At 68.1% G+C, this 22897-nt stretch carries 19 protein-coding genes; 15 read left to right on the top strand and 4 right to left on the bottom strand.

What is annotated here, in order from left to right:
- Positions 1–62: 62 nt before the first annotated feature.
- The 9 genes from glf (at position 63) to AC1MED_RS12690 (ending at position 10150) form a co-directional block, all read left to right on the top strand.
- Positions 63–1250 carry a UDP-galactopyranose mutase gene (glf, locus tag AC1MED_RS12730; RefSeq protein ID WP_479783634.1) on the top strand — a complete coding sequence of 396 codons (1188 nt, stop codon included), beginning with the start codon at positions 63–65 and terminating at the stop codon, positions 1248–1250.
- A 119-nt stretch (positions 1251–1369) separates the two neighbouring features.
- Positions 1370–3268, top strand: a complete 1899-nt coding sequence (locus tag AC1MED_RS12725) for a glycosyltransferase (RefSeq protein WP_346959729.1) — start codon at positions 1370–1372, stop codon at positions 3266–3268.
- Complete coding sequence (locus tag AC1MED_RS12720) at positions 3265–4143, top strand: ABC transporter permease (protein WP_346959698.1); 879 nt, start codon at positions 3265–3267, stop codon at positions 4141–4143. Before AC1MED_RS12725 ends, AC1MED_RS12720 begins: the two co-directional genes overlap by 4 nt.
- Positions 4143–4868 (top strand): ABC transporter ATP-binding protein, encoded by a 726-nt coding sequence (locus tag AC1MED_RS12715; RefSeq protein ID WP_479783632.1) that lies wholly within the window; start codon positions 4143–4145, stop codon positions 4866–4868. The genes AC1MED_RS12720 and AC1MED_RS12715 overlap by 1 nt, the downstream gene beginning before the upstream one ends.
- Positions 4869–4970: 102 nt before the next feature.
- The gene (locus tag AC1MED_RS12710; protein WP_479783630.1) at positions 4971–6260 is read left to right on the top strand and encodes a nucleotide sugar dehydrogenase; all 1290 of its coding nucleotides are present in this window, start codon (positions 4971–4973) and stop codon (positions 6258–6260) included.
- A 48-nt stretch (positions 6261–6308) separates the two neighbouring features.
- Positions 6309–6905, top strand: coding sequence for an acyltransferase (locus AC1MED_RS12705; RefSeq protein WP_346959695.1), 597 nt, complete (start codon positions 6309–6311; stop codon positions 6903–6905).
- Positions 6902–7993, top strand: a complete 1092-nt coding sequence (locus tag AC1MED_RS12700; protein WP_346959694.1) for a DegT/DnrJ/EryC1/StrS family aminotransferase — start codon at positions 6902–6904, stop codon at positions 7991–7993. The genes AC1MED_RS12705 and AC1MED_RS12700 overlap by 4 nt, the downstream gene beginning before the upstream one ends.
- Position 7994: 1 nt before the next feature.
- Positions 7995–8990, top strand: coding sequence for a Gfo/Idh/MocA family oxidoreductase (locus tag AC1MED_RS12695; protein ID WP_346959693.1), 996 nt, complete (start codon positions 7995–7997; stop codon positions 8988–8990).
- Positions 8987–10150, top strand: a complete 1164-nt coding sequence (locus AC1MED_RS12690; protein WP_479783628.1) for a glycosyltransferase — start codon at positions 8987–8989, stop codon at positions 10148–10150. The genes AC1MED_RS12695 and AC1MED_RS12690 overlap by 4 nt, the downstream gene beginning before the upstream one ends.
- Before the next feature lie 61 nt (positions 10151–10211).
- Here the strand turns inward: AC1MED_RS12690 and wecB are convergent, their stop codons facing one another.
- The 3 genes from wecB to AC1MED_RS12675 form a co-directional block, all read right to left on the bottom strand.
- On the bottom strand, positions 10212–11288 hold the full coding sequence (wecB, locus tag AC1MED_RS12685; RefSeq protein WP_479783626.1) for a non-hydrolyzing UDP-N-acetylglucosamine 2-epimerase: 1077 nt from the start codon (positions 11286–11288) through the stop codon (positions 10212–10214).
- A gap of 76 nt (positions 11289–11364) precedes the next feature.
- Positions 11365–13371 (bottom strand): DUF6541 family protein, encoded by a 2007-nt coding sequence (locus AC1MED_RS12680; RefSeq protein WP_479783625.1) that lies wholly within the window; start codon positions 13369–13371, stop codon positions 11365–11367.
- A 120-nt stretch (positions 13372–13491) separates the two neighbouring features.
- The gene (locus tag AC1MED_RS12675) at positions 13492–14670 is read right to left on the bottom strand and encodes a glycosyltransferase family A protein (RefSeq protein ID WP_479783623.1); all 1179 of its coding nucleotides are present in this window, start codon (positions 14668–14670) and stop codon (positions 13492–13494) included.
- 53 nt (positions 14671–14723) lie between these two features.
- Between AC1MED_RS12675 and AC1MED_RS12670 the strand changes: the two genes are divergently transcribed.
- The 3 genes from AC1MED_RS12670 to AC1MED_RS12660 all read left to right on the top strand — a co-directional run bounded on the left by AC1MED_RS12670 (position 14724) and on the right by AC1MED_RS12660 (position 18050).
- Entirely contained in the window at positions 14724–15830 is a 1107-nt protein-coding gene (locus AC1MED_RS12670) for a glycosyltransferase (protein ID WP_479783622.1), read from the top strand.
- Between the two features lie 74 nt (positions 15831–15904).
- Positions 15905–17026 carry a glycosyltransferase gene (locus AC1MED_RS12665; RefSeq protein ID WP_479783620.1) on the top strand — a complete coding sequence of 374 codons (1122 nt, stop codon included), beginning with the start codon at positions 15905–15907 and terminating at the stop codon, positions 17024–17026.
- A 16-nt stretch (positions 17027–17042) separates the two neighbouring features.
- Positions 17043–18050: a glycosyltransferase gene (locus tag AC1MED_RS12660; RefSeq protein ID WP_479783619.1), complete on the top strand. Its 1008-nt coding sequence runs from the start codon at positions 17043–17045 to the stop codon at positions 18048–18050.
- 6 nt (positions 18051–18056) lie between these two features.
- On the opposite strand, the gene AC1MED_RS12655 is transcribed toward AC1MED_RS12660, so the two are convergent.
- Positions 18057–19913: an ABC transporter ATP-binding protein gene (locus AC1MED_RS12655; protein ID WP_479783617.1), complete on the bottom strand. Its 1857-nt coding sequence runs from the start codon at positions 19911–19913 to the stop codon at positions 18057–18059.
- Between the two features lie 144 nt (positions 19914–20057).
- On the opposite strand from AC1MED_RS12655, the gene AC1MED_RS12650 reads away from it, so the two are divergent.
- From AC1MED_RS12650 to AC1MED_RS12640, 3 genes are read left to right on the top strand one after another with little or no spacing between them, the layout of a single operon-like run.
- Positions 20058–21026 carry a glycosyltransferase family protein gene (locus AC1MED_RS12650; RefSeq protein ID WP_479783615.1) on the top strand — a complete coding sequence of 323 codons (969 nt, stop codon included), beginning with the start codon at positions 20058–20060 and terminating at the stop codon, positions 21024–21026.
- Positions 21023–22366, top strand: a complete 1344-nt coding sequence (locus AC1MED_RS12645) for a glycosyltransferase (RefSeq protein WP_479783614.1) — start codon at positions 21023–21025, stop codon at positions 22364–22366. Before AC1MED_RS12650 ends, AC1MED_RS12645 begins: the two co-directional genes overlap by 4 nt.
- The gene (locus tag AC1MED_RS12640; RefSeq protein WP_479783613.1) at positions 22363–22857 is read left to right on the top strand and encodes a hypothetical protein; all 495 of its coding nucleotides are present in this window, start codon (positions 22363–22365) and stop codon (positions 22855–22857) included. Before AC1MED_RS12645 ends, AC1MED_RS12640 begins: the two co-directional genes overlap by 4 nt.
- Positions 22858–22897: the final 40 nt, after the last annotated feature.

The raw sequence follows: 22897 nt of genomic DNA, 5'->3' as shown, positions 1-22897 counted from the left end.
GTAGTCTAGAGCAGCAGACGATGCACAACGTTGCGCTGCCCGCATTCGAACCAGGAGATTTTGTGACCGCTGACCTCGTCATCGTAGGGTCGGGCTTTTTCGGCCTGACAATCGCAGAACAGGCCGCCACCGAGCTGGGCTTGAAGGTCGTCGTCATCGACCGCCGCCACCACATCGGCGGCAATGCCTACAGCGAAAAGGAGGAGCAGACCGGGATCGAAGTCCACCGGTACGGCGCGCACCTTTTCCACACCTCAAACGACCGCGTGTGGGAGTACGTCAACCGCTTCACCACGTTCACGAACTACGTGCACAAGGTCTACGGCGTCCACAAGGGCGAGGTCTACTCCCTGCCGATCAACCTGGCCACCATCAACCAGTTCTTCCGCGCGAACCTGACCCCGGGCCGGGCCCAGGACCTGATCAAGGAACAGGCCGGAGAACTGGCGGGCACCGACCCGCAGAACCTCAACGACAAAGGCATCCAGCTCATCGGCCGGCCGCTCTACGAGGCGTTCATCAAGCATTACACCGGCAAGCAGTGGCAGACGGATCCCAAGGACCTGCCCGCCGGCATCATCTCCCGCCTCCCGGTGCGCTACAACTACGACAACCGCTACTTCAACGACAAGTACGAGGGCCTGCCGACCAACGGCTACACCGCGTGGATCGAGAAGATGGCCGAGCACCCGAACATCGAAGTCCGGCTCAACACCGACTTCTTCGACGAGTCGCACGAGTACAGCAAGGACAAGGTCGTAGGCAACATCCCCGTCGTCTACACCGGACCGGTGGACCGCTACTTCGACTACGCCGAGGGCGACCTCTCCTGGCGCACCATCGACTTCGAGGAGGAAGTGCTCGACGTCGGGGACTTCCAAGGAACGTCGGTGGTCAACTACAACGACGCCGACGTCGCCTACACCCGCATCATCGAACCGCGCCACTTCCACCCCGAGCGCGACTACCAGACGGAGAAGACCGTCATCATGCGCGAGTTCTCCCGTGCGGCGGAAAAGGGCGACGAACCCTATTACCCGATCAACACCCCCGCGGACCGCGAACGCCTGCTCAAGTACCGCGACCTCGCGGCCGCGGAGCAGGATGTGCTGTTCGGCGGGCGCCTCGGCACCTACAAGTACCTGGACATGCACATGGCCATCGGCTCCGCCCTGACCATGTTCGAGAACAAGATCCGCCCGCATTTCGAGGGTGGCGCCAAGATTGAAAGCGGAGGGGTGGACGCGTGAGCGTAGGCCAGCAGGACAACCAGACCGTGACCGCCGGGCCGGGCAACGACGCCGCCTGGCAAACCATCCAGCGTGTGATCCTTCCGGGGGAGCGGGGACACGAGACCCTCCCGCTCTACATGGACTCCGGCGTGGTGAGCAGTGCCACCGACATCTCGGCGGAACTGTCCGGGTTCGGCCGTTCCAAGACGCCGGTCAAGCTCCTCGACCCGGCCCGGATGGCGCACGCGGATGACATCACCTCGCGGACCAGCGCCTCGGTGCGGGCCGGCGAGCGGATCTCCTTCGCCACCTATTTCAATGCCTTCGCGGCGAGTTACTGGCGCCGCTGGACCACGGTGGAAGAGGTCCGCCTCCAGGTCCGGACGTCCGGGCGGGGCACCGTCAGCATCTACCGCTCCAACGCCCGCGGCTCGCTGCAGCACGTCGAGACCACCAGGGTCGACGGCGAAGCGCAGACGGAGTTCGTCCTGTCCTTGGCCCCCTTCGGTGACGGCGGCTGGTACTGGTTCGACATCACCGCCGGAACCGACGACATGGAGTTCGTCGGCGCCGAATGGCAGACCCGGGCCGCGCGGCGGCAGACCGGATTGATCACCCTCGAAATCACGACGCTGAACAAGACCGCCTACTGCATCAACAACCTCCGTATCCTGGGGCAGCACCCGGAGGCCCTGGAGCACGTGAAGGAAGTCATCGTCGTCGACCAGGGCACCGACAAGGTGGCCGATGCCGAGGGCTTTGCCGAGGTTGAGAGTGCACTCGGCGGCAAGCTGCGCATCATTGACCAGAACAACCTGGGCGGTTCCGGCGGCTTCGCCCGCGGCATGTACGAGGCGGTGGAGAACGGCAGCGACTACGTCCTGCTGCTCGACGACGACGTCGTCATCGAGGCCGAGAGCCTCATCCGGCTGGGCACCTTCGCCGACTACTGCAAGAAGCCCACCCTCGTCGGCGGCCACATGTTCGACCTGCACGACCGCAACGTCCTGCACACCCTGGGCGAGGTCGTCAACCCGTACCTGATCGGCCCGGCCGAACCCAACCCCAACCAGGAAATGCGCCACAACTTCGCGCAGCGGAACCTGCGGGACACCCCGTGGATGCACCGCCGCGTCGACGTCGACTACAACGGTTGGTGGATGTGCCTGATCCCTACCGCGGTGATCCGTGAGATCGGCCTGTCGCTGCCCGTCTTCATCAAGTGGGACGATTCCGAATACGGCGTCCGCGCCAAGGCCGCCGGGTACAACACGGTGTCGCTGCCGGGGTCCGCTGTCTGGCATGTTTCCTGGATCGACAAGGACGACCTGGTCGGCTGGCAGGCCTATTTCCACACTCGGAACCGGTTCATCTACGCACTGCTGCACAGCCCCTACGATTTCGGCGGCGGCCTGGTGGAGAACTCGATCAAGCTGGACCTCAAGCACAACATTTCGATGCAGTACTACACGCTGCAGGGCCGCATCGAGGCCATGAAGGATCTGCTGCAGGGACCCGGGAGCCTGCACAAGATGCTTCCCACCAAGCTCCCCGAGATCCGTGCCATGGCCCAGGAGTTCTCGGAAGCCCAGTTCAAGCCGAGCTTTGACGACTACCCGTCGGTGTTGTCCACCAAGGTTCCGCGCCGCGGCAAGGGCGTCTCGGTGCCGTCCTACCTGGGGCTGCTGCCGTGGGTGGCAAAGACTGTGGTCCGGCACGTCGGTTTCCCGGTGTCGGACACGTCCAAGGCCCACCCTGAGACCATCGTGCCCCACCAGGACAACAAGTGGTGGCGGGTCTCCCAGTTCGACAGCGCACTGGTCTCCAACGCCGAGGGCAGCGCGGTGTCCTGGTACAAGCGCGATCCCCGCCGGGTGCGCGCCCTGCTCGCCGAAAGCGTCAAGGTTTACGGCGAGGTGCTGCGCCGGTGGCCGGCCCTCAAGCAGGAATACCGCGGCGCCCTCGCCGAGATCACCTCGATGGACGCGTGGAAGCAGACCTTCGACGCCAACAGCAAAGGTGACAGCACCCGATGACCGCCAGCACCCAGGAACTCGTTGAGCCCGGCCTGGGCCGCGGCCTGGCCGACGTGGCCCGTTCGCGGTTCCTGCTCAAGCTGCTGGTCCGAAAGGAACTCAAGATCCGCTACCGGGGATCGGTCCTGGGCCTGCTCTGGTCCTACGTCAAGCCGGGCGTCCAGTTCATCGTCTTCTACATCGCGCTCGGGGTCTTCCTCGGGCTGGAGCGGAGCCCCCGGAATCCGGAAGGGCTGACGAACTACGCGGTCTACCTGTTCTCCGGCATCGTCCTGATCAACTTCTTCACGGAGGCCCTGGGGAACGCTGCCCGGTCCATCGTGTACAACGGCAACCTGATCAAGAAGATCTACCTGCCCCGGGAGCTCTTCCCGGTCGCGTCGGTGTGGGTCTCGGCGGTGCACTTCTTCCCGCAGCTGGTGGTGCTGGTGACGGCGTGCCTGTTCACCGGCTGGAAGCCGGACCTTTTCCAGCTGCTCTCGGCCGTCGGCGGGTTCGCCATCGTCGCGCTGCTGGCCGCCGGACTCGGGTTGCTCTTCGGTGCCGCGAACGTTTATTTCAGGGACTCCGAGAACCTGGTCGACATGCTGCTGATGGTGGCGACCTGGGCGTCGCCGGTGATGTACGCGTGGTCCATGGTTGAGGCGAAACTCGGTGCGGCCGCCTTCGCGGTCTATCAGGCCAATCCGATCACGGTCGGCGTGGAGCTGTTCCATTACGCGTTCTGGTACCCCACCACCGACGGGTCTTCGCCCATGCCGCCGGACCTGCTGGGGCTCTGGTTCCCGGTCGGCCTCGTCGTGTCCGTCCTCGTCCTGGCGCTCGGCCAATTCACCTTTAGGCGGCTCGAGGGCCGTTTCGCCCAGGAGCTGTAGTGGTAAACGCAATTGAAGTCACCGATATCAGCAAGCAGTTCGTGCTCCGCCACACCCGCTCCATCAAGGAGGCGGTGGTGTGGCTGGCCAAGGGCAGGAAAGGCGACCTGACCAAGAAGTTCCACGCCCTGCGGAACGTCTCGCTGCATGTCCAGACCGGCGAAACCGTTGCACTGCTCGGGCTGAACGGCTCTGGCAAATCCACGCTGCTCAAGCACATCTCCGGTGTGATGCTCCCGGACAGCGGATCGGTGCGCACCCGGGGCCGGGTCGCCGGCCTGATCGAGGTCGGCGCCGGATTCCATCCCGACCTTTCCGGCCGCGACAACGTGTACCTGAACGGAGCCATCCTGGGGATGACCGAGCAGGAGGTGAACGACCGCTTCGAGTCGATCGTGGAATTCGCGGAAATCGGCGAATTCATCGACACCGAGGTGAAGTTCTACTCCTCCGGCATGTACCTGCGCCTGGCGTTCTCCGTAGCAGTCCACACCGATCCCGAGGTCTTCCTGATCGACGAGATCCTGGCCGTGGGCGATGAACCGTTCCAGCGCAAGTGCATCGACAAGATCCAGGAGCTGGCCGAGCGCGGCAAGACGCTCGTCGTCGTCAGCCACGACCTGGACCTGGTCTCCCGGATCTGCGCCCGCGGTGTCCTGCTTGAGCACGGAAATGTATTGTTTGATGGGCCGATCCACGAGGCGGTCAGCCGGCTCCGCAACTAGCCGTCCGGCCCCGCTACAACGCCGCCGCCGTGCGGCAGCCGCTAGGGTGGAGACAGGTCCTTTGGCCCCGCCACCAGGTATGAGAGAAAAGGCACGAGAATCGTGAAGATTGCTGTAATTGCGTTGGGAAAGATCGGCCTGCCCTTGGCCGTCCAGTTTGCGTCCAAGGGTCATGAGGTCGTCGGAGTCGACGTGAACCGGCAGGTTGTCGACCTCATCAACGCCGGAACGGAGCCGTTCCCCGGCGAAGCCCACCTGCAGGAAAAGCTTTCCGAGCTGGTGCCCGCCGGCAAGCTCCGGGCCACCACCGACTACGCGGACGCGGTGCCCGAGGCCGACGTCGTTGTGCTGGTCGTCCCGCTGTTTGTCGACGCCGACGCGAACCCTGACTTCGGCTGGATGGACGCGGCCACCGCGGACCTGGGCAAGCACCTGACGCCCGGTACCCTGGTCTCCTACGAGACCACCCTCCCGGTCGGCACCACCCGCAGCCGCTGGAAGCCGGCCCTGGAAGCCGCCTCCGGCCTGGTCGAGGGCCAGGACTTCCACCTCGTGTTCTCGCCGGAGCGGGTCCTGACCGGCCGGGTGTTCGAGGACCTGCGCAAGTACCCCAAACTGGTGGGCGGCCTCTCGCCGGCCGGCGCAGCCAAGGCCGTCGAGTTTTACGAGGCCGTGCTGGACTTCGACGAGCGGGCAGACCTGGTCCGCCCGAACGGCGTGTGGGACCTGGGGTCCGCCGAGGCCTCGGAGCTGGCCAAGCTTGCCGAAACCACCTACCGCGACGTCAACATCGGACTGGCCAACCAGTTCGCCCGCTTCGCCGCCACGGCCGGGATCGACATCTACCAGGTCATCGAGGCCGCCAACTCCCAGCCCTACAGCCACATCCACACGCCGGGAATCGCCGTCGGCGGGCACTGCATCCCCGTCTACCCGCGGCTGTACCTCTGGAACGATCCGGAAGCCACCGTGGTGCGCGCCGCCCGCGCGGCCAACGCCGACATGCCGGCCTACACCATCGGCCTGCTGGAGGGCGCCTACGGCGACCTGGCGGGAGCCCGGGTGGTGGTCCTGGGCGCCGCGTACCGCGGCGGCGTGAAGGAAACGGCGTTCTCCGGTGTCTTCGACGCCGTCAAGGCAATCGAATCCCGCGGCGCCACGGCACTTGTCCACGACCCGCTGTACACCGACGAGGAACTCCAGAAGCTGGGCTTCCAGCCCTACCACCTGGGGGAGCCGGCCGATGCGGCCGTGGTCCAGGCCGATCACGCCGAGTACCGGACCCTCGGGCCGCAGGACCTCCCGGGCGTCCGGGTGTTCATCGACGGCCGCCGCGTGAGCAGCGCCGAGGCCTGGGACGGCGTCCAGTACCGCGTCATCGGCAAGGCCTGACCCCGGCCCGCGCGCCGATCACTTCTTCCCTTTGACAGGAGATCCACGATGAATAACATTGCCCCGAGCGCTGATGTTTCAGACCGCGCGGTGCTGGGCGCCGGCACCAAGATCTGGCACCTGGCCCAGGTGCGTGAAGACGCCGTCCTGGGAGAAAATTGCATCGTCGGCCGCGGCGCCTATGTCGGCACCGGCGTCCAGATCGGCGACAACACCAAGATCCAGAACTACGCTCTGGTCTACGAGCCCGCCAAGCTGGGGAAGGGCGTCTTCATCGGACCCGCGGTGGTCCTGACGAACGACACCTACCCGCGCTCGGTCAGCCCGGACGGATCGTTGAAGAGCGCGCACGACTGGACCCCGGTAGGTGTCACCATCGAGGATGGAGCGTCCATCGGCGCCCGCGCCGTGTGCGTCGCGCCGGTGACGATCGGACGCTGGGCGACCATCGCCGCTGGCGCCGTCGTCACCAAGGATGTCCCGGCGTTCGCCCTGATGGCGGGCGTACCGGCCAAGCGCCTCGGGTGGGTCGGCAAGGCCGGTTTCCCGCTGCGTGAGGCGGACGGCTTCTGGGTGTGCCCCGAGACGGGCGCCAAATATGTTGAAGAAGAAAATTTCCTGAAAGAGGCAGAGGACAACGCATGAGCCTGGACTTTATCCCCGCAGCCAAGCCGATCATCGGCGATGAAGAGCGGGCGGCCGTTGATGCCGTCCTCGCCTCCGGAATGCTGGCCCAAGGCAAGCAGGTAGCGGAGTTCGAAACCGAGTTCTCCTCGGTGCTGGTTGACGGCCGCGCGGCCGTCGCCGTGAACTCCGGCACCTCCGGGCTCCACCTTGGCCTCCTCGCCGCCGGCGTCGGACCGGGGGACGAGGTCATCGTGCCCTCGTTCACCTTTGCCGCTACCGGCAACGCGGTGGCGCTGACCGGCGCCACTCCGGTGTTCGCCGACATTGAGCTGGACCACTACACCCTGGACACGGACCATGTCGCTTCGCTGATCACGGAGAAGACCAAGGGCATCATGCCGGTCCACCTCTACGGCCATCCGTTCGACGTCGAGGGCCTCGGCCGGCTTGCCGCGGAGCGGGGCATCGACCTGTACGAGGATGCCGCCCAGGCGCACGGCGCCAGCTTTAACGGCAAGAAGGTGGGCAGCTTCGGCACCTTCGCCATGTTCAGCCTGTACCCGACCAAGAACATGACCTCCGGGGAGGGCGGCATGGTCACGACGTCGGACCCCGCCGTCGAGCACAAGCTGCGGCTGCTGCGCAACCAGGGCATGGAGAAGCAGTACGAGAACGAAATCGTCGGCTTCAACGCCCGCATGACCGACCTGCACGCCGCCATTGGCCGCGTCCAGCTCACCAAGGTGCTGGCCTGGACCGCGCAGCGGCAGCAGAACGCGGCCTTCCTCGACGCTCACCTGGAGAACGTCGGGACCCCGGCCGTCAAGGCCGGCGCGGGCCACGTCTACCACCAGTACACCATCCGGGTCACCGAGGACCGCGACGGCCTGGCCAAGGCACTGCGGGAGGAATACAACATCGGAACCGGCGTGTACTACCCGGTCCCGAACCACCGGCTCCCGTCCTTCAACCGCACCGAAGACCTGCCCAACACGGAAACCGCGGCCAAGGAAGTGCTCTCGCTGCCGGTCCACCCGTCCCTGAGCCAGGACGACCTCGAGCGGATCGTCACGGCGGTCAACGCCGTCGCCAAGGCCGGTGCCTGAGATGGCGAACCTGCGTGTCGGCCTGATCGGGCTGGGAATGATGGGACGGCACCACGCCCGCGTCCTGCGCGAACTGCCCGGCGTCGACCTGGTGGCGGTCGCGGACGCCTACGGCGACCCGCACGGCGTCGCCGGCGGCCTCAAGGTGCTGTCCTCGGTGGAGGAACTGATCGCCCAGGGCCTCGACATGGCCGTCGCCGCTGTCCCGACCGGGATGCACGAGGAAGTCGGCCTGGCCCTGGCCGAAGCCGGCGTCCACACCCTCGTGGAGAAGCCGATCGCCGCCAGCGCCCCGGCAGGCCAGCGCCTCGTCGACGCCTTCGAGGCCAAGAACCTGGTCGGCGCCGTCGGGCACATCGAGCGCTTCAATCCGGCGCTGCAGTCCCTGCGGAAGCGGATCGAAGCGGGCGAACTCGGCGAGGTGTACCAGATTGCCACCCGCCGGCAGGGTCCTTTCCCCTCGCGCATCGCCGACGTCGGCGTCGTCAAGGACCTGGGCACGCACGATATCGACCTGACCGCCTGGCTCGCCCAGAGCCGCTTCGAGTCGATCTTCGCCCATGTCACCACCCGCAGCGGCCGTCCGCATGAAGACATGGTCGCCGCAACCGGCCAGCTGGAAAACGGTGTCATCACCAACCACCTGGTGAACTGGCTTTCCCCGATGAAGGAGCGCCTGACCATCGTCACCGGCGAAAAGGGCGCCTTCGTTGCCGACACGGTGACCGCGGACCTGACGTTCTTCGAGAACGGCACCGTGGCCACGGAGTGGGAGTCCATGGCGGCCTTCCGGGGTGTCTCCGAGGGCAACATGACGCGGCTGGCGATCGCCAAGCCGGAGCCGCTGCGTACCGAGCACGAAGCCTTCCGCGACGCCGTCCTGGGGCTGCGCAACGACGTCGTGACCATGCGCGAAGGGCTCGACACCCTGTCCGTCGCCGAGGCCGTGCTGGAGTCCGCGCGCAGCGGGCAGATGGTCAAAGTCGCCGCCTCGTGACGGCCGGTCCCCGATTGCGGGTCGCGGTCGCCACCCGGCTATTCACCCCCGAAGTGGGGGCCGCCGCATTCCGCCTCCAGGCGTTGGTGGACGGGCTGGTGGCGGCAGGAGCTGAGGTGCACGTCGTGACAACCCGTGCCCCCGGGGGTGCCTCCGCGGGCAGCGTCCCGTTCCGGATCAGCCGGTGGCCGGTGCTGCGGGACCCGGGCGGCAACGTCCGGGGGTACCTGCAGTACCTGAGCTTCGACATTCCGGCGTTCTTCCGCCTCCTGGCACTGGACGCGGATGTTGTCGTCTCCGAACCGCCCCCCACCACCGGCCTGGTGGTGGCCCTCAGCAGCTGGCTGCGCCGCCGTCCGTTCGTCTATTACGCGGCGGACGTGTGGAGTGAAGCGCTGTCCGCCATGGATGTGCCGGGCGTCGTCATCGGCCTGATGCGGCGGGTTGAAGGCTTTGTGTTGCGCCGCGCCTCCAGTGTCATCGCGATCTCCGAGGCGGTTGCCGAGCAGGTCGCGAAGTTCGGCGTGCCGGCCGAACGGCTCCGGGTGGTGGCCAACGGGGTCGACACTTCGGTCTTCAACCCCGACGGCGAGGCCGTCGCCGGCCGGCGGCCCTATTTCGCCTACACCGGGACCATCTCCGAATGGCAGGGAGCCGACGTCTTTGTCCGCGCCCTGCCGATCGTGCAGCAGAAGTTCCCGGACGCGGAGATCCGCTTTTTCGGGCAGGGAACGGACGAGCCGGCGCTCCGCGCGCTGGCCGCCGAGATCGCTCCGGGCGGTGTTGTTTTCGGCGGGGTCGTTCCGCCCCGGCAGGCTGCGTCCTGGCTGCGGGGAGCCGCGGCTGCACTTGTCAGTATTAAGCCGGGCCAGGGCTATGACTTCGCCAAGCCAACCAAGATCTACGCCGCCGCCGGGTGCGGCACCCGGGTGATCTTCGCCGGCGCCGGCGAGGGGGCCGCCGTGGTGGCCGGCAACGGACTCGGCGACGCCGTCGCCCACGACCCGCAGGCGGTGGCGGCCGCCATGGTCGCCGCGCTGGAAAACGCCGACTCCGGCCGGGGACTCCGCTCGCAGTGGGTGGCGGACAACGCCTCCCTCGCCGCAGCTGGCCAGGCCGCGGCGGCCATCGTCGCCGCAGCGGGGGATCCCCGGCGCTAAAAAGGCGGGAACGGGCGCCTGCTCTTGCCCGTTCCCGCCGCAGCCCGGCGCCTGTGTCGGGTTACTTCCGGCCGGACTCCGCGTTGAAGGCAAGGAGCGCGTCCACGATCTTCTCGGCAGCGTGTCCGTCGCCGTACGGGGCAGCGTCGGTGGGCTCCGGAGCGGGCCGCTTCACGGTGTCGGCAAGGATGGAGAGGTCTTCGCTCACGAGGACGTTCCACCGAGACTCGAGGGTCTCCACCCACTCCGTCTCGGGGCGGATCGTGGTGCACGGGACCCGCAGCAGGAAGGCTTCCTTCTGCAGTCCGCCCGAGTCGGTGATGACGCCCGCGCTGTTGACGACGGCGTTGACCAGCTGCGGGTAGGCCAGCGGCGGGCACACCCGGATGCTTCCCTGCTCAAGGTCGAGCCCGTGCCGTTCGGCGAAGCTCACCAGCCGCGGGTGGGCCAGTAGGAGCACGGGCCGGTCCAGCGAGGCCAGCGAGCCAAGGATGGACTTCAGCCGGGACGGGGAGTCCGTGTTATCCGGGCGGTGGATGGTGCTGACGTAGAAGCCCTGCGGGGACACGTCGAGGGGGAGGGGCTCGTTCCGGCTCTGCAGCAGGTCACGGACCTGGTACAGGACATCGGTCATGACGTCTCCGACGAGGACCGTCTTGGCCGCCAGGCCCTCATTGGCCAGGTGGTCGACGGCGACCTGCGTCGGGGCCAGCAGCAGGTCCGCGGCGTGGTCGGTCAGGACCCGGTTGTGCTCTTCCGGCATCCGCCGGTTGAAGGAGCGAAGGCCAGCCTCAAGGTGCGCCAGCGGAATGTGCAGTTTGACCGCGGCGATGGCGGCGGCGAGGGTGGAGTTCGTGTCCCCGTAAACCAGCACGCAGTCGGGCTTGGCCTCTTCCAGGATTTCCTCCAGTCCGGAGAGCATGGCCCCGGTCTGTGCCCCGTGCTTGCCGGACCCGACGCCGAGGTTGAAATCCGGTGCCGGGATGCCCAGGTCGCGGAAGAAGACATCGCTCATGAGTTCGTCATAGTGCTGGCCCGTGTGGGCAATGAGGTGCTCGGCCCGGCCGGACAGGGCCGAAGCGATCGGTGCGAGCTTTACAAACTGTGGTCTTGCGCCGACGACGCTGAGAATACGCATGGACCCAGCTTAGGCGATCGCGGGCCTCGGCTAGGGCGGTTGTGACCCCGGGCACGGGCCCCTCGGAGCGGCCGGCTCAGCAGGCGTCGACCTTGTACAGCTTGGCCGCGCCCTGCTGGTCCACGAGTTCGACCTTGGCGCCCGGGGTCGTCATGACGTCGACGAACGCGGGGTAGGCCCGGGCTTCCGCGAAGTTGAGCATGTAAAAGTTGCCGAAGTCGAGGATGTAGTCCACATGGTCTTTCGCAGCGAACTGGCAGGTATCCGATCCCGGCTGCGCCGTGGTGATGTCCTTCGCGATCTTGCGCAGCTCGGCGTCGGGCCCGGGCGAAATGTGGTACTGCGTCACGTGGCGGCCGGAAACGGCGTAGGCCAGCGGGCCGCCGTTGAACGGGTTGACGCCGATCACGGCGTCCTTCGGCACTGTCGACCCCAGCCGGGACATCAGGGCGAACTCATCATTGGATACCGCCCAGCCCGGGGAAAAGGAATAGGACTTGGTGATCTTCGCGGCGACGACGGTCAGGCCGGGGCCTTGGACGCTGTTCACCAGGTTGGAGAGCAGGACGGCCGTGATCGCAGCTGCTGCGACGGCGTACAGGCTGCCGGATCCCCTGAACTCGGGGAGTCCCAGCCGCCGGCCGGCGGATCGTTTCGCGGCGACGCGCTGAAGCAGTCCCCTGACCGCGGACACCAGGCCGTCGGCGCCCACGCCGGCCAGCACAATCATGAACAACGGCACCAGGCCGGCGAGCCGGTAGGGATCCTGGTACCAACTGCCGGTCGTGAAGTGCCGGAAGCGGCCCTGGTACATGTAGACGGCGACGATGTAGAGGGCGCCGGCAATGAGCGCGCAGGCAATCATCCACGCCCCCTTCCGCCGCAGCAGGATGGTGACGACGCCCAGCAGCGCCGCCCACGAGGCGACCATGGTCTCGCTGCCGCCAAGGAGGGTGCCGGTCGTGACGTCTCCTACCGCCTCGGCCAGGGTCCGGCTGGGCTTCCAGTTGTCATAGCTCAGGAGCAGGGCCTGCCAGATGACCAGGAATGCAGCTGCTGAGGCCACCCCCCACAGGACGACGACCGCGATGGGCTTGACGCCGGCCCTGGCCCGGATCCGGGCGCGCAACTGGGAAAACCACAAGCCGGCGATCAGCGGGACGGAGAACGCCATCAGTGCCGTGGCACCATTGGGTTGCGAGAGGAACAATGCCGCCAGCGCAACCAGCAAAAAAGTCCAGAGACTGATGTTGTCCAGGAACCTTTCCCGGCCTGCCTTGAACAACCCCACGAGGACCAGCAGCGCCAGCGGCAGCAGGCTGTAGGCAAGGGTGTTGGGGTACAGCGGGCCCCACTGGAGCAATTGGAAAGGGAAAATCCAGAAGCCACCGCTCAGGGTGCCGGCCACGACGAGCGGCAGGACACGGGGACCGACGATGCCCCGGACCAGCATGATGCAGGCGAAGGGCCACAACAGGGCGCTCACCGCGACGGTGACGGCGTTTTCGCTGACGAAGACGTCATTGTTGGTCAGCTGGGCCACGAGGGCGGCCAGGGAATGCCATACGGAAGGGTAGATGGCTATCCCGGCGTCAGGGGTGAGCATCCGGCCCAGCGTCAGTGACGATGCGTTGCCGGTCTCGAGGATGTAGCGGATCGCGTTGAGGTGAAAGACGTTGTCATAGACCTGGGCGAAGTTCCCGGGCTTGCCGATGGCCGGAAGCAGGCGGGTGGTGATGAGGGTGGCCCCTGCCACCAGGCCGCCCAGGATTGCAGCCCATTGGACGGCGGGTGCCGCCGAGGCCGGCGCGACGGGGGTGATCCGGTCCCTAAGGAACCGTCGCAGCAGGACCGCCAGGCCGGTGCAGACTGCGGTCACGAGCAGGTAGCTGGGGAGCCCCCAGCCCAGCCGGACCAGTCCCCCCACCACGCCGGCCAGGCCGATGAGTCCCGCGGAGGCCAAGGGGGCCATGGCTGCGGTGGCGTATCCTTTGGCGCCCAGTGCGCGCGCGAGCACCAACCCCGGGAGGAACAGCAGGAGTGCGGCCACGGCGATAGCGGGAAACGCCTGCCACCAGTTCATCAATGCTCCTGCCCGTCCGAATGATCGACTCGAGTCTAGCAAGCGCGGTGGGTCCCGCCGTGCCCGGAAGCCGCCGGCAACCGGCCGGGCCGGGGTTTACTCAGGGGCGTGCGGCTGCTGTCAACGCGCTACGGCGGCCGGTGCCCTGAAGACGCCGGTTCTGGCCCGCAGTCTCTCGCTGAGGTAGTGCCGGAGGGTTGAGTCGCGGGAGCAGGAGTCCCACAGCCGGGCAGTGAGCAGCTCCGCAGCCCGGCCGGCCCGCCGGTAATCGGCCACCACGGATTGCAGCCGGCGGAGATCAGCGGCCGAGCCCGCGGCCTGGATCAGGGTGGAGTCCCGCCGGCTCATGCCGGGAATGGAACCGCCGGCCAGGGCCAGGACCCGCCCGGTGATGTCTTGCCAGTACAGGCTCTCCTGCGCATCCCACACCGGGGTCCGGCCGGGGGAGCCAGGGCTGCCGGGGGAGCCGGGGGTGTCAGCGCGCCGCAGCAGGGCGCCGATGCCGTGCACCCTCAGGATCTTATGCGCGATGGCGCGCCTTTCCGGCGTCGTCGCCTGCCGCAGCCAGTCAACGTCCAGCAGCTTCTCCAGCCAGGCGAACTCCTGCCGCAGCGGCCGGATCGAGCTCGTCACGCGGGCCGGCCCTGAGTCGTCGGTCTGCCGGTACGCCGGGGCGCCGTAGGGATAGCAGATGGCCCCGGAGCGGAACCACAGGCGCAGCGTCGGTTCGAGGTCTTCACCGGTAAGGATGCCTTCGGTGTATGCGAACCCCACGGCCTGCAGGCTCCCGCGGCGCAGCAGGCCGTACGGCACGCTGCGGTACGCCAGCCCGTCCCGGAGCGGGTGCAGGACGCGCGGCTTTGACGGCCGGATCCGTGGCGCCGCGAGGATGTTTCCCTCGGGTGTCCGCAACGGTGCGATGACGGCGGCGGCATGGTGCTTCTCGGCCACCTCCCACCAGGACAGCAGCGACCCTGGTTCCAGGTAGTCGTCCGAGTCGAGGAAGCTCAGGTAATCAGCGGTGCTGCGGTTCAGGGCAAAGTTGCGCGGGCCGGCCGGTGACGGAACGCCGTCGGAATGGCTGAGATAGCTGACGCCGGCGGCCCCTGGCGGTCCAGCCGTGAACCCGGGACCGCGGGACAGGCTGTCCGCCGCCAGGTTGTGCAGCACCACCGTTACGCGCAGCTCGACGCCGCGGGCGGCCAGTTCGGAACGCTGCTCGAGGACGGAAGCGATTCCGCGCGCTACCGGCCGCGCCGGATCATGGACCGGGATGACGACCTCGATGCTCCGGTTCACAGGTTCATACTCCTCGTCGGGCTGCGTGCGGGGTTCCGCGATAACCTTACTGGGTGGACAACCAAAGCCAGGATTCCGTGCTGCTCGACGTCGTGATCGCTGTGCACACCCCGGACCGGCCCGTGGAACGCGCTGTAGCCTCGCTGGTTGCCGGCGGCCTGCCGACCGATCCGGGCGCACAGCAACGGCTGAGGATCACCGTCGTCTGCCACAACACCGAGGTGGAGCCCATCCGCGCCCGCGTGGCTGCCGGGCATCAGCCCCTGGTTCGGTTCCTGCAGTACGCCGACGGGATCAAGAGCCCCGCCGGTCCCTTTAACCACGGCATTGCCCACGCCACCGGAACCTGGGTGGCGATCATGGGAAGCGACGATTCGGTGGAGGCCGGCGCGCCGGCCCGCTGGGTCGAAAGGGCCGAAGCTGAGCGGGCCGACGTCCTCATCGCCCCGATGGCGCATGCCGGCGGCAGCACCATCCGCACGCCGGTGGTCCGTCCGGTCCGGCGCACGGGCCTGGACCCGGTGCGTGACCGCCTGGCGTACCGGACCGCCCCCTTGGGCCTGATGCGGCTGTCCCTGGTTCGCGACCTCGGCCTGGAATTTCCCACCGCCTATGCCACCGGAGAGGACCAGTCGTTCTCCGCGAAGCTGTGGTTCTCCGGCGCCAGGATCAGCTACGGGCGCGGCCTTCCGCGCTACCTTGTGCATGACGACGCCCAACTGCGGGTCACCCAGACGCCCCGCCCGGTGGTGGAGGACCTGGCCTTCGCGACCGACCTCGTGGGTACCGGCTGGTTCGGCGGGTTGCCGCCCCGGTCCCGTGCGGCGCTTGTGACCAAACTGATCCGCATCCACGTCTTCGGGCACGTGCTGCTGCGGGCGCAGGCCGGAACGTGGAACGCCACCGACGCCGCCGGAATGGCCGCGGTACTGCGCCGGCTGCTGTTCGAGGCGCCGCTTGCCGCCCGGCCGCTGTCCCTGGCCGACCGGCGGCTGCTGGACGCCGTCGCCCGCGAAGAGGCCGACGCCGAGACCATGGCGGGGCTCGCCGCTGCACGCCGCAGCTTCACCAGCCCGATGACCTGGATGCCCCGCGGTTTGTCCCATGTCCTGCACCCGGAAGCCCCGCTGCGTTTTATGAGTGCCTCGGCGCTCGTCTAATCCATCCGCCGAGAACGTTCTCGGCACCCGCCGCCGTGTCCGCGGTGCGCCCGTCCACGCCATAGAAGGAACCCATGAAGATTCTGGTCATCGCCACGTGGTATCCACACGACGAGAACCCCGCTGAAGCTCCGTTCAACGCGGACCACGTCGAGGCGATCCGGCGCCGCGGACATCAGGTGCGGGTGGTCCACGTCCGGCTCGGCAGCGGACTGGCGATGCCGGCCCGCACTTCGGGCGACTGGGAAGGGACGCCGGTGCGCCGTGTCCTGGCGGACCCGGCCCGGCCGCGCACCCTTCTGCAGGCGCTTCGGACCCTGCACCGTAACATGGCCTGGGCCGACGCCATCCACACGATGGCCTTCTCCAGCATCCTCGTCACCGCTCCCGTCTGGGCGCTGCGGGCCGCGACGGGGCGCGCTCCCGCGTGGGTCCATACCGAGCATTGGAACGGCGTCGTCAATCCCGGCAGCGTTTCGCCGCTGTGGGCCAGGCTCTCCTGGCTGCGTGCCGTGCTCCGGCTGCCGCACGTCGTTACCGGCGTCACCGGCCAGCTCGCCGCCGAGATGCAGAAGTTCGCGCGGCCGCACGCGGCCGTGACCATCCCCTGCGTCGTCAAAGGGCCGGCGGCCGTGACCGCCGCAGCGTTTGGACCCGTATTACGGCTGGTGGCGGTTGGCGGCCTGATCGCGCGGAAGCGGCCGAAGGAGGCCATCGAGGCCGTCGCCTGGCTCCGGGACCAAGGGACGGAGGCCTATCTGACGTGGGTCGGGGAGGGGCCGCTGCGGGCGGAGTGCGAGGACCTGGCCGCCCGGCTCGGCCTGCAGCACCAGGTGAGCCTGGTGGGATCGGTCAGGCCCGCCGACGTCGCCGGCTATCTCTCCGACGCGGACCTCTTTTTCCTGCCCACGGCCCAGGAAAACTTCTTCACCTCGGCTGCCGAGGCGCTCGCAGCCGGCCGCGCCGTCGTGGCGACCCGGGTGGGCGGTTTCAGCGACTACGCCGATGACGCCAACAGCCGCCTGGTGGACGACGCCGCCCCGGCGGTGCTGGGACGGGCAATCCTCGATGCGCAGGTCGCGTTCAAAAACGTCCCCGCGGAGGTCATCGCCGACCCCATCCGTGCGCGTTTCTCGCCCGACGCCGTCGGCGAACTGTTCGACCGTGCCTATCTGACGGCGGTGGCCCGTGCCTAGTGATCGGAGCGAAAGCGTGAGCAACCACCCGAGGGTCCTCCAGTTCAATGACTGTGCGTTTGTCGCCCGGTCCGTGGTCCGCGCCGCGGCGCGGGCCGGTATCACCTGGGACTACCTGCCGCCCGAACAGGTCCGCCCCCTGACGGCGGCACCGGCCAACCCCGTCCTTGCCAAGGCCCGCTTTGTTCCCTATGTTGCGCGCCGGGCCGCGAAGCTTCTGCGCGCCGACGTCGTCCACGTCCACTACGCCACCAGCGCACGCCTGCTGCGGGAACGGGGCATGCCGCGGCGGCCCTACGTGCTGACGCTGCATGGCACGGACATCCGGAAACAGTGGCGGGACCCGGCCTTCCACGACGAAATCCAACGGGCGATCGACGGCGCCGCCCACGTGTTTTTCGCCAACAACGACACGGCCGACAACGCCCACGCGGCGCGTCCCGACGCTGAATTCCTGCCGGCGCTCGTCGACGCCGCGGCACTGCCGGCGTGGGACCCGGCAGCTGACCCGACCATCCTCTTCGTCTCGCGCTGGGATGAGGACAAGGGAGTTGACGAGCAGTTGCGGCTGGCGCGCGCCCTGCGCGCGGCCGTCGGTCCGCAGACCCGCATGCTGGGGCTGAATTGGGGCCCGGGGGCGGGCTCCGCGGCGGACGCGGGGGTGGAACTGCTGGAACGGATGCCGCAGGCCGAGTTCCACCGGCTGGTCTCCCGCGCGCACGTGACCATCGGGCAGGCGACGAAGAACTTCGCCACCAGCGAATTTGAGGCCCTCTGCATGGGAGCGCCCATGGCCGCCCTTGGCCGGCGGCTTCCCCGGCCCGACGACGGCACGGTGCCGCCGGTGCTGGAAGGCTCCGAGGACGAGGTGGTCGAACAGGTCGCCGGGGCACTCCTGGACCCCCGGGCCACCGCCAGCCGGCTCGGGGGAGCGGCGTGGGCGCTGCCGCGCTATGACGCGGCGTCCTACGTGGCGCGGCTGGACTCGCTGTACCGCGAGGTCGCTAGCTCAAGCGGCAGCTGACCGGCGTCAGGAGGTCGCGTTCCTGCCGGCCAGCCGCGCGGCGTCGAAGCCGGCGCCTGAACCGCCGGCGCCTGAACCGTCCGGGGTGTACAGGCCGGCAAGGGCGGCCTGCTGGGCGAAGTCCGGATTGAGGCGGATGACCTCGTCGAACGTCCCCTGCGAAACGACGCTGCCCTCCTTCATGAAGCAGATCTGGTCGTTGTTCCGGATCGTGGAGAGACGGTGCGCGACGGAGATGACCGTGATCTCACCGTGCAGTTCGCTGATGGCGTTCGCCACCGCGGCTTCCGTCGACGTGTCCAGCGCGCTGGTGGCCTCGTCGAGCACCAGCACCAGGGGGTCCATGTACAGCGCGCGGGCGATGCCCAGGCGCTGGCGCTGCCCGCCCGAGAGAGCCAGGCCCCGTTCGCCCACCCGGCCGTGCACGCCGCCGGCGCGGGCATCGATGGTGTCCAGCAGCTGGGCGCGTTCCAGCGCGGTCCGCACCTTTTCCTCGTCGATGTCCCCGCCCCAGCTCAGGGCCACATTCTGCGCGACAGAGCCGTCGAAGATCGCCACGTCCTGGGGCACATAACCCACCCGCTTGCGCCAGTCCGAGAGCACCTGCTCCAGCGGCACGCCGTCGAGGGTCATGGTGCCCTTCGAAGGGGTCAGCAGGCCAAGGAAAATGTCGATCAGGGTCGATTTGCCGGCCCCGGACTGGCCGACGATGCCGACGGATGAGCCGATGGGCAGCCTGAGGTTGATATTGGTCACCGCCGGACTCTCGGCACCCGGGTAGGTGAACTCGACGTCCTTCAACTCGAGCATTTTCGGTTCGCTGGTGATCGGAGTCTTGCCAAGCTTTTCGGCGTTCTCGCGGAAGATCGCGGCGTCCTTGATGTCGCGCATCACCGTCTCGGTGTAGGGCAGCGTCGACTGGACCAGGGTCAGCTGGGCCTGGACCGTGGTGAGTGCCGGGACCAGCTTGAAGCCCGCCAGGCCGAAGATCGCCACCGAGGACATCGCCGTCTCCATGCCGCCGATCGCGTAGCCCACCGCGCCGATCAGCAGGAAACCGCCGATCAGCGCCATGTCGATGACGAACTTGGGGACCGAGCTCATGAACCTGATGTTCGACCGCGATCGGGCGGCGCGCTCCCGGCTGTGCAGGACGATGTTGCCCACTTCCTCAGCCTTGTCGCGGAGCGTGATTTCCTTCAGGGCAGCGAGCATTTCGGCGACCAGGGTGGACATGCGCATCGCGGCGTCGCGGTTCACCTTTCCGGCTTCATACGACTTCTTCGAGAGCCACAGGTACAGGAACGCCGCGATAATCCCGAGGTAAATGACGGTGGCTAGTGCGGTCTGCCACGACGCGGCCACCAGCACCACCAACACCGACGCGAACGTCAGCGCCTGGGCAGGCAGCGTCACGGCCGGGAACAGCACACCCGAGACGGTGTTGGCGATGCCGACGTCGATCATCCGGACCAATTCGGTGGTGGACCGTTTCATCCGCTCCGTCCACGGTGCCCGGATGTAGCTCTGGAACAGAATGGAGCCAATCTCCAGTTCGTAGTCGGCGAACTTGCGGGTGGATACCCACTGGAGCCAGATGTTGAGCATGGATTTCAGGATCATTACCAGGGCAGAGGAGACCAGGATCAGCAGGCTGAACTCCTGGGTGACTGTCCCGAGGACCGGCAGGGTCATCGCGCCGCCCTTGAGGATCTGGTTCAGGACCAGCGCAAAGACGCCCAGCGCCGCAGCATCAAGGAGCGAGAGCACCGCCGAGAGCACGCCGAAAAGCAGCAGGAACCGCCTGGCGTTGGCGGGCAGGAGAGGCAGCAGCTCGCGCATCGTGCGGCGCAGGTGTTTCAAGGAGTACTCCAGGACGGCGGGGGAAGAATCCTTCCCATACTACGCGGGGTGCCGGGCGGGCCCCTGCGTAGCGGCCCGGTCCGCTGTCCCCGCAGCGCCGGGCCGAGGGCATTCGCCCACTGCCGAAATGAGAAGATGGGCACCATGAGTCAGAAGATCCGAGTCACTCAACTGTTCGACTGCGCCGACGTCGGGAAAACGCTGGTGGCCGAGGGCCGCCGGCAGGGCCTGCCGTGGCGGCTCATCCAGGGTCCCTGGACCCGCGGCGGGGGCAAAGCGGCCTATTACCGCTTCCGGGCTGAACAGCTGCTGGCCTACCCGGCAACAAGCCTGTGGCACGTGAACATGGGCGGCCGGGCCCGCTGGGCGCGCGGTGCGCTGGCCCGGCCGTATGCCCTGACCCTGCACGGCACCGACATCCGCGAAAACTACTGGCAGGACCAGCACCACGCGGCCATGAAGGAGGACATCGACCGCGCCGGCCACGTTTGGTACACCACGCCGGACCTGCGCGAGAAGGCCGAACGTGCCCGTCCGGACGCGGAGTACCTCCCGGTTCCCGTGGATATGGGCGAGCTGCCGGCGTGGGCCCCCGCGACCCGGCCAAGGGTCATCTTCCCGTCCCGCTGGGACGCGTCCAAGGGAGGGGACGCACTCCTGCGGACCGCGGCCGAGGTGGTCGCCGCGGCCGGCGGCCCGGGCGGAGCGGACATCGTGGGCCTTGACTGGGGTGACCGGGCGGCGGAAGCAGCCGAACTGGGGGTCCGGCTCCTGCCCAGGATGCCGAAGAAGCAGTTCCTGGCGGAAATCGCCCAGGCCCATGTCGCCGTGGGCCAGGTAGCCGGAATCCTGGCCGCGAGCGAGTTGCAGGCCATCGGCATCGGGGTGCCGACGGTTTTCGCCGACCAGGTGGAGGGCTACAGCTCGGACCTGGCCACGATCAGTGTTAACCGCGCCGACGTCGGCCAGGCGGTGCGCGAGGCCCTGGCCGATCCCGTGACCGTGTCCGAAAAGCTGCAGGGACCGGAATACGTACGGCTCCGGCACGGGGCTGCCGGCTTGCTTCCGACGCTGGAAGCCGGCTACGCCAAGGTGCTGGGCAGGTCCGCATGAGCAAGCCGCACCTGCTGTACATAGCGTTCGCCTTTCCGCCGAGCACCGCCTCGTCCGTATACCGCTGCACGGCCGTGGCCAACGCCTTCGCCGAGGACGGCTGGGACGTGACGGTGCTGACCCTGGACCGGAACATCTGGTCCGAAATCTCCGGGGTCGACCAGAAGCTCGCGGACTCAGTGGACCCGCGGATCCGCGTCGTCCAGGTCGACGACGGCGGCTCCGAGGCACTTGCCCGCGGGGACCTCCGCCGGTTCTCCCGGTTGCGGATCGAGGCGCCCTACCTGTGGAAGGAGGTTGCCCGCCGTCGGGGACGGAAGGACTTCCCGGAGGACTTCCACGGCGCGTGGCTGGCGCCCGCCAGCGCGGCGGCCCGGGACATCCATGCCGACAAGCCGGTGGACCTCGTGATGGCGTCCGCCAGCCCCTACGTGGCGTTCGGCGTGGCCCGCTGCCTGGCGGGCGTGCCATACATCATGGACTACCGCGACGCCTGGGCCTTCAACACCATCACCGGCGCGGAGGACTTCAGCCCGGACAGCGCCCGGGGCCAACTGGAGGCCCGGTTCCTGGCGGAAGCTGCCGGATCATGGTTCGTCAATGACCGGATCCGGGACGAATACGCCGCCCGGTATCCCGCGTCGGCGGCAACGATGCGGGTGGTGGCCAACGGTTTCGACCCGCAGCCGGGACACGCCCCGCCCGCGCTCCGGCAGACCCGGCGCCCGCGTTTCGGCTATCTGGGCACCCTCCAGTACGTCAACATGCCGATGACGGAGTTCCTGCAGGGGTGGGGCCAAGCCTTCCCCGGCGCGGAAGGCGGCGCCGAGGCGGTGTTCCGTGGAAAACTCAGCGCCTCCGGCGCGGCCGGCGCGGAGATCCTTGAGACTTTCGGTTCCGGAACCAGGAACGGCCTCACGTATGAGGGGCCGATCTCAAAACGCGACGTCGCCGGCTTCTACGGCTCCGTGGACGCGCTCCTGCTGCTGCTCTCGACCGGAAAGTACGTCACCGGGGGCAAGACCGCCGAATACCTCGCAACCGGGCTGCCGATCGTTTCGGTGCACGATCTGGGCAACGCGGCCACCGAACTGCTCCGTGACTATCCGTTGTGGTTTCCGGCCAAAGACCTCACCCCCGAGAGCATCGCCGCTGCCCTGCAGGCCTGCGCCGATGCCCTGGCGCATCCGGACAGCGCCGCCTGGCAGGCGGCCTGGGAATACGGCCAGCAGTTCGCGCGGAGCGCCATCCTGGCGCCGGTCATTTCCGATTTGCGCCGGCTGGTGGGCCACCCGCTCCAGCAACCCGTCGCCGAAGACCAGAGGAGCCCCAAGCCATGAAATCAACCGGAACGCTCCGCCTCGGAATCGTCGTGGGCCGCAGCCCCAACCCCCAGGCGACGCTGAATGACCTGTGGCGCCGGGCCGAGGACGCCGTGGCTGCGACGGGCACCCGGCTGAGCGGCGAAGCCCTGGTGGTGGCCGGTCCCGGCTCTACGCCGGTGTCGCCGGCCGCCGGGCTGGACGTCGTCGCCCTCCCGCCGGCCGCGCCCGGACGCCTCGACGGAGTCATCGCCGCCGTCGCCGGCAAAGGCGGTCCGCTCGGCATCGCGGGACGGCTGGTCCGGGACAACCGCGAATCCCGTCAGCTCGCGAGGTCCGTGGCGGCCCGGGCAGAGCTGCAGGCGGCGCTGCTCACCGCCGATGTGGTCGTTGCTGCCGATGTCTCCGCCAACCGAACCGTCTGGCAGCTGAGGCGCCGCACCGCCGCCCCGCTCGTGCACGGTCCGATCGCCATGATGCATGCACTGCGCGGGAAGGCGGAACGCTGAACCGCCCAGCCCGGCCGTGCCGACTATGGAATACTTGACG

It is taken from the genome of Arthrobacter sp. BI5 (genome assembly GCF_056680065.1).
Note: the sequence above shows the minus strand (reverse complement) of the source record. Positions and strands in the feature narration are given on the sequence as shown.

Coding starts and splice junctions, on each gene's coding strand:
- AC1MED_RS12650 (WP_479783615.1), top strand. CDS start 20,058: ATGAGTCAGAAGATCCGAGTCACTCAACTGTTCGACTGCGCCGACGTC.
- AC1MED_RS12720 (WP_346959698.1), top strand. CDS start 3,265: ATGACCGCCAGCACCCAGGAACTCGTTGAGCCCGGCCTGGGCCGCGGC.
- AC1MED_RS12645 (WP_479783614.1), top strand. CDS start 21,023: ATGAGCAAGCCGCACCTGCTGTACATAGCGTTCGCCTTTCCGCCGAGC.
- AC1MED_RS12705 (WP_346959695.1), top strand. CDS start 6,309: ATGAATAACATTGCCCCGAGCGCTGATGTTTCAGACCGCGCGGTGCTG.
- AC1MED_RS12725 (WP_346959729.1), top strand. CDS start 1,370: ATGGACTCCGGCGTGGTGAGCAGTGCCACCGACATCTCGGCGGAACTG.
- AC1MED_RS12640 (WP_479783613.1), top strand. CDS start 22,363: ATGAAATCAACCGGAACGCTCCGCCTCGGAATCGTCGTGGGCCGCAGC.
- AC1MED_RS12695 (WP_346959693.1), top strand. CDS start 7,995: ATGGCGAACCTGCGTGTCGGCCTGATCGGGCTGGGAATGATGGGACGG.
- wecB (WP_479783626.1), bottom strand. CDS start 11,288: ATGCGTATTCTCAGCGTCGTCGGCGCAAGACCACAGTTTGTAAAGCTC.
- AC1MED_RS12665 (WP_479783620.1), top strand. CDS start 15,905: ATGAAGATTCTGGTCATCGCCACGTGGTATCCACACGACGAGAACCCC.
- AC1MED_RS12700 (WP_346959694.1), top strand. CDS start 6,902: ATGAGCCTGGACTTTATCCCCGCAGCCAAGCCGATCATCGGCGATGAA.
- AC1MED_RS12680 (WP_479783625.1), bottom strand. CDS start 13,371: ATGAACTGGTGGCAGGCGTTTCCCGCTATCGCCGTGGCCGCACTCCTG.